The sequence below is a fragment of the Photobacterium sp. GB-1 genome (assembly GCF_003026165.1).
Lineage (GTDB): Bacteria > Pseudomonadota > Gammaproteobacteria > Enterobacterales > Vibrionaceae > Photobacterium.
On sequence record NZ_PYOB01000014.1, the window covers coordinates 1 to 13,741 of the forward strand.

The following is a 13,741-nucleotide window of genomic DNA, read 5'->3' on the forward strand; positions in this document are numbered from 1 at the left end:
ATTTATTCTCATTCAGTTTTTTCATATTTGAAATCTTTATTCTTTTTTTTAAATTACACGGCATTAGAATAAAAGCGTATATTTATCTTATCAGAGAAAGAGATATTTATATCTCTATATCGTATGCCATAAATAATAGGTTTTATGGCGGGAGATGATGTTTCTCCTTTAACCGCCTTTCAATAAAGGATAATGACGTCTAACAACATTCGACTTTAAATCGTCGAGGACCGTGTATTTGTTTAAATGGATATTTATAATTTTAATTAATTATATTAATTTTTGCATTCGTCGCGTTGTTATTTCATTTTTGTCCTCTTCTATTTTCTGCTCGATAAAGAATTATCAATTCAACACGGCTGAGCGTTATACAACTCTTTCCTACTCTGAGTTTTATAATTAGTAAGGCGGTGTCTAGTGAGGCAGAGCAATGCAATACTCAACTGAAGTACAAAATATGTGTCCTATCTCTCGTGGTCCACATCACGAGTCTGCACCCATTCCTGTTGAAGGTCGCTGGGTACAACCTAAAGATGTTATTGCAATTTCTGGTGTTAGCCACGGTTGTGGTACTTGTGCACCACAACAAGGTGCTGCAAAACTAACTTTAAACGTGAAAAACGGTATCATTGAAGAAGCATTAATCGAAACTATCGGTTGCTCAGGTATGACTCACTCTGCAGCAATGGCTTCAGAAATCATCACTGGTAAAACTATCCTTGAAGCACTAAATACTGACCTAGTATGTGATGCTATCAACGTTGCAATGCGTGAAATTTTCCTTCAATACGTTTACGGTCGTACACAAACGGCTTTCTCTTTAGACGGTCTACCAATTGGTGCTGGTCTAGAAGACCTTGGTAAAGGTTTACGTAGCCAAGTAGGTACGCATTACGGTACTCGTGAAAAAGGCCCTCGTTACATGGAGATGGCTGAAGGTTACGTTACTAAAATCGCACTTGATGACAACGACGAAATCATCGGCTACCGCTTCGTTAATATCGGTAAGATGATGGAATCTATCGGTAAAGGTGTTCCAGCAGATCAAGCAATGGAACAAGCAACAGGTCAATATGGTCGTTTTGACGAAGCGGTTCGCACAATCGATCCTCGTCACGAATAATCAGCCAAGCTGTTATCCATATATTCAATTACACCTAATTTGCTAAATTTATTGAGGATTTTATCATGGCTGCATTATTTGAAAGCTTTGATCGTCGTATTAACCAAATCACACCCGTTCTAGAACAATATGGTTTTTCTTCACTTGAAGAAGCGCGTCAATACATCGAAGATAAAGGTGTTAACGCTTACGATATCGTAAAAGAAACCCAACCAATTGCGTTTGAAAACGCATCATGGGCATATGTTCTAGGCGCTGCAATCGCACTAAAAGAAGGCGCAAAAACAGCGGCTGAAGCGGCTGAGTTTTTAGGCCAAGGTCTACAAGCATTCTGTATCCCAGGCTCTGTTGCTGACCAACGTAAAGTGGGTTTAGGTCATGGTCGTCTAGGTGCGCGTCTTCTAAGCAATGAAACTCAGTGTTTTGCATTCCTAGCAGGTCACGAATCCTATGCTGCGGCTGAAGGTGCAATCAAAATCGCGCTAAACGCAAACAAGGTACGTACTAACCCACTGCGCGTTATTCTTAACGGTTTGGGTAAAGATGCAGCTTACCTTATTGCGCGTATTAACGGCTTTAACTATGTACAAACTCAGTTCAACTACACGACTGGTGAACTTGAAATCGTTAATGAACGTCGCTTCTCTCAAACACAACGTGGCGAAATTAACTGTTACGGTGCTGATGATGTGCGTGAAGGTGTAGCGATTATGCACCGCGAGAATGTTGATATCTCTATTACAGGTAACTCGACTAACCCTACTCGCTTCCAACACCCAGTGGCTGGTACATACAAAAAAGAACGTCTAGAAGCAGGCCAAGATTACTTCTCAGTTGCATCAGGCGGCGGTACTGGTCGTACTCTTCACCCAGATAACGTAGCGGCAGGTCCTGCATCTTACGGCCTGACTGACACCATGGGTCGTATGCACTCTGACGCTCAATTTGCTGGTTCTTCATCTGTACCTGCTCACGTAGAAATGATGGGCTTAATTGGTATGGGTAATAATCCAATGGTTGGTGCAACAGTGGCTGTTGCAGTAGCAATTGAGCAAGCGCAAACCGCGTAAGCAGAAATTTAGAATCTTTATCTTCAAATAACGATAAAAGGCATGGTTTTAATTAACCATGCCTTTATTTTTTCAGCTAGTTGTTAATTTTGTTGAATATAAGAAAAAAATCTCTAAAATCCTCGGTACTCAATAAACTTGATAACACTTATACCTATAAAAAAGCAGGCTTATAGGTATAATCGGCTGTAATTAAGTTAAATCGTATTACGTCATTCAGTTAAATATTATTGCATGACTTAGTTAAGGAAACATCATGATCCAAGTAGTAGGTCACAAAAACCCTGATAGTGATAGCATTTGCTCAGCACTAGTTTGTACAGCGTTTCTTAAAGCACGTGGTCTTGAAGCGACAGCAATTCGTCAAGGCGAAATGAACCGTGAAACTCAACACATCCTTGAACTTGCTGGCGTTGCAGCTCCTGAGCTACGTACAAGTGTTGCTGGCGAGAAAGTATGGTTAGTTGACTACTCTGATCTTGCTCAAGCACCTGACGACCTAGCAGACGCTGAAGTTGTAGGTATTGTTGACCACCACCGTCTAGGTGATGTAATGACAATCAATCCAATGGAAGCATGGATCTGGCCTGTAGGTTGTACTTGTACTGTTCTATTTAACCTATTTAAGATTGAAGGCCACGAAATCACACGTGAACTTGCTGTTCTTATGATGTCTGCAATCCTATCTGACACTGTTGGCTTCGCATCGCCAACATGTACACAAAAAGATAAAGACGCAGTACACGAGCTTGCTCAAATTGCTGATGTTCAAGATCTTGAAGCATTCATTAAAGCACTACTAATTGCAAAGACTGACATTGAAGGTCTTACTGCTGCGCAATTAGTTGATAAAGATCTTAAAGGCTACCCTTTCAACGACCGTGACGTTGTTGTTGGTCAAATTGAACTTGCAACACTAGAGCAAGTTGACAGCATGATTGAAGAGCTTCAAGCAGATCTACAACGTCGTTGTGACGAAGAAGGTTTAGCGATGGCAGCACTAATGCTAACAGATATTACAACAAGTACGACTCGCCTACTTTACACTGGTGATTGGAACAACATTTTAGACGCGCATGCAAAAGATGGCGTTCTAATGATGGAAAATACGCTAAGCCGTAAGAAACAAGGCTGGCCTTGGCTACAAACAGTACTTGCTTAATTATTAGGTTTTAGTACTAGCCACCAAATATGACGCGATAGGAGCTCTCTCTTATCGCGTTTTTTATTCCAACACATTCTATAGTTATCGATATAAACTATCGTTATTAGCTGTCATTTTTTTCTGAAGCCAATACAGTGACCTTCTTTATTTTTGTCCTTTTTTTAAACAATTTATAATTTACACGACTGATATTAGAGCAAATACTTTAATTTTAAGCTCATTTTATTTGTATAAAAAAACAACGTGAAGAATAAAACACAGCCAAACAAACGCTATTTATGTGACAATTGTCAAATTTACTTAGTATTCTTTTTAGGTATACATATACTTCTCTCTCTAAAAATAATGCCGCCATTTAGCACCCCAATGGAAGAGCAAGAAGCTAATAAAAAGAGAGACAGTTAATGTCCATTAAAAAACGTTATATTACATGTGTTATTGGTCTAGCCATTTCGAGTCAAAGCTATGCTGCTGGCTACCAAGTATCAGAACATTCAGCTGCGGGTTTAGGTCGTGCCTACGCAGGCGATGCTGCCTTTGCTGATTCTGCCGCCGTGTTAGCTCGCAACCCTGCCGCGATGACCTTATTTAAACACGCAGAAGTTTCTACCGTAGCAAGTGTTGTCATACCTTCTGTTGATATTTACGATCATAGCTTTGATCAAGGCGCAAAAAATATCGCCCCCGTTAGCTTTGTTCCTGCGGGCTATTATATTCAACCAATCAATGACAAAGTCGCGGTTGGTCTTGCACTTTTCAGTAATTACGGTGTAACAACAAAGTACCCTAACGATTTCAACGCAGGGTTATTGGCAGGCAAAACGTCCCTTGAAACATTCAACTTTAATCCAAATATTGCCTACCGTTTAAATCCACACTTCAGCATTGGCGGCGGTGTTAGCCTTGTTTATGCTAATGCCGAGTTTGATCGCCGTTTAGGTGTACTTTCATTGGCGGTTCCTAATAGTCAACCAAGTGACCATGCAATCAACTTAAAAGGCACAAGTTGGGGCTGGGGTTGGAATATTGGCGCACTTTATGAATTAGATCAGAATAACCGTTTTGGCCTAAGTTACCGCTCACAAGTTAATCTTAACTTTGATGGTGATTTTACCGATTATTTAGGCTCAATAACCGGTAAACCACATAACACTGTTTCTGCTAACCTTTCGTTACCGCTCCCTGCTATCGCAGAGTTTTCTGGTTTCCATCAACTAAATTCACAATGGGCGATCAGCTATAGCTTACAGTGGACACAATACAACAAGTTTAAAGAAATTCGTGCCACTAGCTCACAATGTAAGCCAGGCTTTAATGGTCAAGTTGGTACCTGTTTACTGAAAAAAGAAAATTACAAAGATACCTATCGTTGGGCTGTCGGTACGACTTACACAATGAATGATGAATGGACACTTCGTTACGGTTTTGCCCTTGACCAAAATGCAGGCCAAGCAACACTAAGTATTCCAGATACTGATCGTTACTGGTATTCAGCAGGTGCGACTTACCACTTCAACCCAGATCTTTCTGTCGATATGGGTCTTTCATACATTCACAGTAAGAAAACCACCTTCGTTGAAGATAACAGTACGTTTACCTCTCGTGGTAAAGCGTATCTTGTCGCTGCACAGCTTAACTATCGCTTTTAATGCGTTGTAACTAATTAATTATTTGGAATAAATAACATGAAATTTAATTCAATCGCATTAATCGTCGCGTCTGCATTAAGCATGGTTGGTTGTGGTGGCGGTAGTCAAACAACCGTTAAACCAACCATTGATCCTGATATTGCAGACAGCTTAAAAGCAGAAACAAAGATTGATTTTGATTTACTGTCAGCTAATAAAACCATTGTGATCCCTAGCTATCTAGGTATGGATGCACAAGATGGCACATTAGCGACACGTGAAGGCGCAACTGCACCTGAAATCGCAATGGGACAAACCGATGGTTGGAGTACAACTCAGCCTATTACGATTAATTTCAAAGGTAAGGCACTTGATCCTGCAACAGCAGCGAATAGCTTTTACTTAATTAAATCAGGCGATCCTACCAACCCTGACGATACCACACAGCCTACACAATTATCCCAGCAAAACGGGGACTTTATGGTGACGGTTTCTGGCAATAGCTTAATTGTAATGCTGCTTAAGCCTCTGGATCCATCAAGTAACTATATGTTTGCATTAACAAATGATCTTAAAGATGTAAATGGTAAAGCGGTAGGTATGAGCAACTCTTACGCTTTACTAAAAGCTGATAGCACGCCACCAGCCAAAGCATTAATTCCAGCTCAAAAGATCACCCATGCAACAGAGGAAGCATTCCATAATATCGTTAAAAAACGGGATATCATTTTCTCTTCATGGTTTACCACATTATCTGTTGGCGATGTATTGTATGCTGCAAAAATGGCGACTCTACAGACAATTTCAAAACAAATTGAAACAGATGAGCCTGTGATTGCTAGTGACGACATAGCAAACCAAGATAATCTCTATAAAATAACACGACCGCAACTTGGTGGAGCAGATGGAGCAACAACACCTGCTGGTAATGAGATTTATACTGGAACCGTTTTTCTTCCTTATTATTTATCTACAGACAGCCATAAAATATCCTCAGCCCCTAACGCACCAGAGAAATATTTAGTCAGCCCTTGGAAAAGTGATATGCCAAGCCTTGCGAAAATTAAATATATTCTGACTAACGGTAGTGAAGCTGATAAACGCGCGATTGCTTCTCAACTTTCAGATCTACATATCTCTGACATAGATCTTGCAAAAGTAGCAACAGATAAAGCGACACAAATTAAAGTACTAACAGCACTGAAAGGTCAAAAGTTAACGCTAGCTAATGGTAAGCAACTCGATCCAGAAAGATTGATCACTCGTTATAGTCCTGTTCCCCAACTACAATCAGTTGCGGCAGTACAATATAATTTAATCATGCCGAAGTTGGACAAAGAAAACCAAGAAAAATGTAAGCAGTCAGGTTACAGCGTGACGATTTTCCAACACGGTGTAACATCAAATAAAGAGCAATTTGTTTATTCGAATCCAAGCTTACCTGACAAAATTATTGGTAATCAATGTCGAGCTATTTTTGCTATTGATTTACCTCTTCATGGTACTCGAGGTGTCGGTGGTAAGAACGCTTCAGAAGATCCAAAGATGTTTCTAAACTTTATAGATCTTGCTGTAGCTAGAGATAATTTACGTCAAAGTGTTATTGATGTTGTTAACTTGCGTGCAATCATAGGCAAAGTAATAACAGACTCTGATCCTAGTGAATTAGGGGAACAACTGTCAGCATTATCTCTTAATAATGGTGTAAGTTTTGCTGGTCACTCTCTTGGCGCTATTACCGGTGTTGATGTCGCAGACATCGCGAACAGAACTATATTTAATGACCAGTATAATAAAACGTTATTTAATATTGATACCGTTGCACTCGCAAACCCAGGTGCTGAGATACCATACTTACTACTAAACTCGCCAAGTTTTAGTGATCTCATTAAAGGTGGAATAGTTGACGCGACTAACCCATCATTCTCTAAACAATGTGGTAACACAAATCTTGCATTGTGTTTTAAGAGCTATATTGCACAGCTAAATACAAGTAAAGATTCAGGGAACTCACTGGCCCAAATAACACTCGATACTTTAAATGACAATTTTAATAAGTTTGCCTATGCCGCGCAAACCGTCATGGACCCAGCAGATCCAATAAATCACGCTTCATTTATTCCAAAAACAACCGCTGTTTTATTAGAAGAAATGAAAAATGATATGGTGATTCCAAATAAATCAACACAAGGCACGGATCCAATTTATTCACCATTTACAGGAACTACGCCACTTCTAAAACCACTACAATTGACTCAAACACTCAAGTCTGTAACAGGGTCACCTCTGAAAACAGCGGTGAGATTTGAGGGTGGATATCACAGTTCAGTGCTTACACCTCTGAATCCATCCGAGCTATCACAGCCCGCAACAGAACAAAGTATTGCTGCAACAAATGAAATGCAGAGTGTTATCGCCTCATTTATTAATAGTAAAGGAACATCGCTTACTATTAATAATGGCAGTGTTATTACTTCATTTTATGATTAATAGATAACAAAGAGACAATAGCCGAGTAAGCAATTCTTACTCGGTTTACTCATTTCGCATGTACTGCATTAAACTGCTTTTTTCATTTAAAATATTTGAAAAACAATCTACAAACTTACGTCCAATTATCTTTCCTTCTCGATAATCCATTTCTAAATCATCTTTACTACTCAATAGGGCTCGGCTCTTCAATGACTTTTCAGGCGCTATTTGGATAACTTGTAACCCATCGGGTGGATTCACTAAAAAATCATTCATATCTTGGTGAGTTTTGTAATATTGAAGTAACATTTCAATTACGTCGGAATTATTACTCTGCCTCGCTAATTTTAATAAACGTTCAATATTCATATGTGATAGCCAACTTTTATTACCAAAAATAGGCAGCTTCAATGCCTCTTTACTTTTACTATCCAAATATGAAAGTTCTTTCTGTATATCATCTTTATCTTTAATATCGATAGTGTCGTTACGGTATTGTTCTCGCCACTGTTCAAAACGGTGACTTAATTCATGATGAACCGTTTTAATTTTATCTACCGATTCATTAAGGCTAAGCTTATTAATATAATAGGGTAAGTAAGTTTCAACACTTTCACGCCAGTCATCAAAGATCCCCTTATCGGCATGATTGTCATGATCAAGAGGCTCAGTTCGAATCACAATAACCAGATCAGCCCCTCGACGCCATGCTTCTTTAGCCGGTATCGCAGCGCTCACACCACCATCAACCCATTCCAGCTCATTCATATTAACAGGTAAATTGTATAAAACAGGAATAGCACAACTCGCACGCAAAACTTCATACCAATCATCTTGGTACATCGGCATATAAATATCTTCAAGGGTATCTTTACGTGTTGCGCAGGCGAATGCCTGTCGATGTTGTAGGGTTCTTTTCGCGGTATGAAAGTCGAGGGCTAATTCGCCAGTGGGAGAAACGACTTGCAGCGCCCAATCAAGGTTCATTGGCTGTTGTTTGCTTAAGTACTTATACAAGCTAAAAAATTTATCTGTTGTCGTATAGTTTTGAATAAACTGATAGCCGAAACGTGGCTGACGGCTAATAAATGAAGATAAATTGAGAGCACCTGCAGATGTGCCTATATACAAAGCAAAAGGATCAAACTCGTGTGCTAAGAAACTGTCTAAAACACCAGCCGAAAAAATACCTCGCTGTCCCCCACCCTGAACAACTAATGCTATTTTCTTATTATGTGCATCAAAAAGCTGTGATGAAAAATGTGATATCGATTCTTCATCAAAAGCACTCAAACTAAACGGCAGATAATTCATTTCTCCCCCAAAGGTTAGAAAACACTCTGACGTAATATACGTATTTAATTTAAGAGTTGGAATCGCTTATAAAAAACAAGTTAAAGAAATTAAAGCTCTATCTTATCTTTTTAACTTGCCATTGTATTACGCTAATAAGGCTACTGCTGCGTAACTAAAGATTGTCGTTAGCGTCATTGTTGCTGTAACTACAGCAAGTTTCAAATTACTATCCATACTTCGCCCCTTAAAATCTTTCAAATGTAACATTTTGTTAACCATAGTATAGTTATGTTACAGCTTTGTTATCAATTAAATTGTACAGAATTTAAGATAATTATCACATTAATATCAATACTGTATATTGCATTAAATTTTCCACTGTCATCACGGACTATCGTTTGATGACATGGTAGAAGTGAGCGCATTATTTTCTTGGGTTGGAACGCCATTGAAATCATTACATTTTGCTTTCAACAAGTGTTAGCAGGGACATCAAATGAAACTTGCGACAGCACTGCTTATTATGGTTTTAGTGCTAACAGCGGAATTTGCAAAGTGATTAACGCCGCCTATCGATATCAAACAGTCGTTAGATAGCTATAATGAAAAAGCAGAAATTAGTTGCAGTAACATGCAAATAGCCCTTTAAAATATTGCTCTTATTTTCACACCTTCCTATAAAATAAGAGCAATTATCAACGTAGTGCGGTGGCATTTCATCCCAATTTCCATTGAATAAATAAATCTATTATCAAATAAACAACAAAATACTGTATTTCGATTTAATAACATCCATCGCTATTATAAAATTAATCTATATTTAAACTTTATTTTTATTCCTTACGTTAACCATTATCACAGTAATGAATAATTGAAGAAAAGGATGCTTAAAATGAAACCGATTTATATTGGTTTAGTTACCGTAGTTGCCAGTTTTAATACCGTTGCAAAACCGGTGGATTGGACACCAGGTATCAGTGGTGATATCTCGCTCTTGGCTGCATACACTAAAACAAATTCACAGTTTGATTCTGATAATGCCACCACCTCAAATTTGAATTCATCAGGTGATGATCAAGGTCACACACGTATCGCCCCACTTGGTACACTTTCATATACTTTCAGCAATGCTAAACAGCAATTATTTTTTGGTACTGATCGTTCTGATGTCGCTTTAGGGCGTTTCCATACTGAGCTTGGCTTTCGCCAACAACTTCAAGGAAACGGCACTGTTTCGTTAAGTTACATTCCTGGATTATTAGAATTAAAAACATGGCAAAACCCCTATTTAACAGGGGAGCCACGTGTAAAAACAGGAAGTAATGTAAAAGCGGTACGTGCGCAGTGGGACAATATTGCTGGCTCTATGTACTCATTAGATACTGCATATGGTCGTTATGAAGTAGATCAAGAAAAAAGTGGAGAAGGCTTAGCTATCGATCAAAATCTACTAGATAGAAACGCAAAACTCTTTTTTGTAGAAGGAAGCCACCTACTTCCACTGAGTCGAACACAAATGCTTCGTACCGCATTAAACTACAGTGGTATTGATGCTGACGGTAAAGCAATGTCTGCCGATATTTTTGGGGGTTCAGCCACTTTTATTCAAATCTTCCAGCGTTCAAGCCTAGCTTTTACTTTAAGTTATAAGAAAGCTTTGTTTGATGCAGAAAACCCTATTTTTGATAAGAAACAAGAAGAAGACCGTTTAGGTGCCTTCCTAGCTTATGAATACAAACAACCATTTGGTTGGAAGAATTGGGGCGTTGTTTCATTAGTGGGCTACAACACCACACAATCAAATATCAACTTCTATGATGCAGATACTATGCTTGTTAGCTTAGGTATGAACTACACCTTCTAACAACAATAAATGCCATCCCTTCTTCATTGTAAGCGATGAAAATTATGGCTCTGTTATGATACAGAGCCATAAATTTTACGAGACATAACACTACTTTTCTATTAGATTAACAGCACTTTACCAAAGTTAAAGAAACGTTACTGAGTATTATGGCTGTTAATAATCGCACTGCCGATGCATCACAAGAATCTCTGCATCGAATTTTTACAGTACCGGAAGCCCCAGATTCAACACTGGGTATGATAGAAAAAGAGCTATCAGAAAACTTAAATGAATTTCTGCGTACTCACATTGCTGCAACAGAAAAACCACTACTCGAAATAGAGAAAGACTTCTCCGATCCAGCAATCCCTGAAATACCGAGCTTTGTCTCCGAGCATACCCAATTTCTATTAAATAAGCTGGTTTCGCAATCAGTCCACACCTCAGCGCCAAGCTTTATCGGTCACATGACTTCTGCCCTGCCTTACTTCATGATGCCGCTCTCTAAAATCATGATCGCGCTGAATCAAAATCTCGTAAAAATCGAAACCTCTAAAGCTTTCACTCCTCTTGAGCGACAAGTTTTAGGGATGCTTCATAAGCTCATCTTCAATGAAAATGAAAGCTTCTATCAGCAATGGATGCATAGTGCTGACCATTCCTTAGGTGCTTTTTGTTCTGGTGGTACGATTGCTAATATCACAGCATTATGGGTAGCAAGAAATACAGTCCTAAAACCTGACGGGGATTTTAAAGGTATTGCCCAAGAAGGATTATTTCGTGCGATGAAGCACTACGGTTATGATGATTTAGCGATCTTAGTGTCTGAACGTGGCCATTACTCGTTAAAGAAATCAGCAGATGTATTAGGCATTGGTCGAGATAGCCTCATTTCAATTAAAACTGATGATGATAACCGTATCAACATCGACCACCTACAGTCGACGTTAGCTGATCTGAAACAGCGTAACATTAAACCCTTCGCCATTATTGGTATTGCAGGCACAACAGAAACAGGCAATGTTGATCCTTTAGATCAATTAGCAGATATTGCCACTGAGCACGATTGTCATTTCCATGTTGATGCAGCTTGGGGTGGCGCGACATTAATGTCTAATAAGTACCGTCATTTATTGAAAGGGATTGAACGCGCCGACTCTATTACAATCGACGCTCATAAGCAGTTGTATATTCCTATGGGTGCGGGCATGGTGATCTTTAAAAACCCAGAGCTCATGACGGCAATTGAACATCATGCTGAATATATTTTGCGTAAAGGATCGAAAGATTTAGGTAGTCACACCTTAGAGGGGTCACGAAGCGGTATGGCTATGTTGCTATACGCTAGCATGAATATAATTAGTCGCCCTGGCTATGAATTGTTGATTAACAATAGTATTGAAAATGCACGTTATTTTGCTGATTTAATTAAACAACAAATAGATTTTGAGTTAGTTACTGAGCCTGAGCTTTGCTTGCTGACTTACCGTTATGTTCCGGAAGCGACGCAAGAAGCATTGTTAATCGCTACAGATGAAGAGCGCGAAACATTACTGGAGTTACTTAATGACTTAACCAAGTTCATCCAAAAACGTCAGCGTGAATCCGGTAAATCATTTGTATCTCGTACCCGCATTACACCGGAAAAATGGCAGCATAAGATAACAACTGTGTTCCGTGTCGTATTAGCAAACCCACTCACGACAGAGACCATCTTACAAAACGTGCTAAGCGAACAACGTCAATTAGCAAAAGAAAGTACCATTAGTCTGCCAAAAATAGAAAACTTAACCGCAGAAATAATGAGAAAAAAGACCGCAAATCGATATAAATAAGCTGTTTATCTATATTATTTTTTTTATTATTTAGTGTTAACGCCCAGTTTTACTGGGCTTTTTGCATTTTATAACCATTAACAATCAAAAAATTCTATGTCTATCTTATGAATAATCTGCAAATCAACTATGAACAGCACATTATTGTAGTATGAATAGCTTCAATAATTGGCCAAATATCTACTTTCATCTATCGCATAGTGTTTCTTATTTCTAAGATAAGTATTCATTGCTCTATTTTGAGCACTGTTCAATAAATTGCCTTATTCACATTCTGTCATTATTTTTTTGTGTTGTTAACGATATGATCTCAATGTTGTTCTTTATTCTCATTACTAATGTTAATGAAAAGTTTGAATAAATGTATGCATTTGAGAATGGTTAACAATTACAGTTTTTGGTTAAAAAACAAGCAAAAAGACACCTCTTCATTGATTGATTTATATCAAGAAATTAGCTCATTTTTTTCTAGAAAAAAGGCCATATCACCGAATGATATGGCCTTTTTATTTCAAAATGTTTCACTGCAATATGCAATTTTTGATATCAGTTATATCTAGTATTGAAGGAAATTAATCCCCTGCAAACATATATCCTTCACCGTGAACGGTAACAAAAATCTGTGGGTTCTTTGGATCTAGCTCCATTTTAGAGCGCATACGACGAATTAAAACATCGATGGTTCTGTCGTTTGGCGCTTCTACTCGATGGCTTAACATGTTCAAAATTCGTTCACGGCTTAGCACCACATTTGGGTGTGAAGAGAAAGCAACTAATAGCTCATATTCAGCTTTAGTTAGCTTCACTGGAAGACCATTATGAGTCAGCGCTCGTTTGTTAATATCGAACTGCCATTCGCCAAAACGAATGATGTTATCTTCTTGCATTTCGACCAAGGTTTCGTCACGTGCTTTTTCCACTAAGGTTATGCGCCACAACAAGTTTTTTACTCGAACAAGGAGTTCGCGAAGCTCAAAAGGCTTAGTGACATAGTCATCTGCACCCATCTCTAAACCCACAATTCGATCGATACTATCAGTACGTCCTGTGACCAAAATAATACCCACTTCAGAGCGACTACGAAGCTCACGTGTAAGCATCAAACCATCTTCGCCAGGAAGGTTAATATCAAGCATGACGAGGTCGATTTTTTCAGTCGCCATGATCTCTCGCATCTGTGCGCCACTATCCGCTTGGCTAACCTTATATCCTTCATTCTCAAAATACCCGACCAGCTTAGTACGGGTAACAATTTCATCTTCCACAACAAGTACGTGATGAGTCATGTTTGTCTCTTTTAGTTTTT

The 13,741-nt window shown here is 38.7% G+C and carries 10 protein-coding genes and 1 riboswitch; of the genes, 7 read left to right on the forward strand and 3 right to left on the reverse strand.

Translation table 11 applies throughout. The features are described 5' to 3' along the window. The first annotated feature begins 141 nt into the window (after positions 1 to 141). A riboswitch (Fluoride riboswitch) is annotated at positions 142 to 209 on the forward strand. A gap of 221 nt (positions 210 to 430) precedes the next feature. The 5 genes from C9J45_RS13720 to C9J45_RS13740 all read left to right on the forward strand — a co-directional run bounded on the left by C9J45_RS13720 (position 431) and on the right by C9J45_RS13740 (position 7,476). After that, positions 431 to 1,123 (forward strand): iron-sulfur cluster assembly scaffold protein, encoded by a 693-nt coding sequence (locus C9J45_RS13720; RefSeq protein WP_005368217.1) that lies wholly within the window; start codon positions 431 to 433, stop codon positions 1,121 to 1,123. A 65-nt stretch (positions 1,124 to 1,188) separates the two neighbouring features. Further along, positions 1,189 to 2,193, forward strand: a complete 1,005-nt coding sequence (locus C9J45_RS13725; protein ID WP_107206433.1) for a GGGtGRT protein — start codon at positions 1,189 to 1,191, stop codon at positions 2,191 to 2,193. 256 nt (positions 2,194 to 2,449) lie between these two features. Beyond that, the gene (locus C9J45_RS13730; RefSeq protein WP_107206432.1) at positions 2,450 to 3,355 is read left to right on the forward strand and encodes a manganese-dependent inorganic pyrophosphatase; all 906 of its coding nucleotides are present in this window, start codon (positions 2,450 to 2,452) and stop codon (positions 3,353 to 3,355) included. A gap of 407 nt (positions 3,356 to 3,762) precedes the next feature. After that, complete coding sequence (locus tag C9J45_RS13735; RefSeq protein ID WP_107292659.1) at positions 3,763 to 5,007, forward strand: outer membrane protein transport protein; 1,245 nt, start codon at positions 3,763 to 3,765, stop codon at positions 5,005 to 5,007. A 36-nt stretch (positions 5,008 to 5,043) separates the two neighbouring features. Next, positions 5,044 to 7,476, forward strand: coding sequence for a VolA/Pla-1 family phospholipase (locus C9J45_RS13740; protein WP_107292660.1), 2,433 nt, complete (start codon positions 5,044 to 5,046; stop codon positions 7,474 to 7,476). Positions 7,477 to 7,521: 45 nt separating this feature from the next. On the opposite strand, the gene C9J45_RS13745 is transcribed toward C9J45_RS13740, so the two are convergent. Beyond that, entirely contained in the window at positions 7,522 to 8,772 is a 1,251-nt protein-coding gene (locus tag C9J45_RS13745; RefSeq protein ID WP_107246975.1) for a patatin family protein, read from the reverse strand. A gap of 126 nt (positions 8,773 to 8,898) precedes the next feature. After that, positions 8,899 to 8,988, reverse strand: coding sequence for a YnhF family membrane protein (locus C9J45_RS13750; RefSeq protein WP_107206428.1), 90 nt, complete (start codon positions 8,986 to 8,988; stop codon positions 8,899 to 8,901). Positions 8,989 to 9,646: 658 nt separating this feature from the next. Between C9J45_RS13750 and C9J45_RS13755 the strand changes: the two genes are divergently transcribed. Both C9J45_RS13755 and panP read left to right on the forward strand, forming a co-directional pair. Beyond that, the gene (locus C9J45_RS13755) at positions 9,647 to 10,618 is read left to right on the forward strand and encodes a DUF2860 domain-containing protein (RefSeq protein ID WP_107292661.1); all 972 of its coding nucleotides are present in this window, start codon (positions 9,647 to 9,649) and stop codon (positions 10,616 to 10,618) included. 149 nt (positions 10,619 to 10,767) lie between these two features. Continuing rightward, on the forward strand, positions 10,768 to 12,435 hold the full coding sequence (gene panP / locus C9J45_RS13760) for a pyridoxal-dependent aspartate 1-decarboxylase PanP (RefSeq protein WP_107246972.1): 1,668 nt from the start codon (positions 10,768 to 10,770) through the stop codon (positions 12,433 to 12,435). A 572-nt stretch (positions 12,436 to 13,007) separates the two neighbouring features. Here panP and torR read toward each other — a convergent pair. Beyond that, a complete protein-coding gene (gene torR / locus C9J45_RS13770; protein ID WP_107206424.1) occupies positions 13,008 to 13,721 on the reverse strand; it encodes a two-component system response regulator TorR in 714 nt (237 codons plus the stop codon). Positions 13,722 to 13,741: the final 20 nt, after the last annotated feature.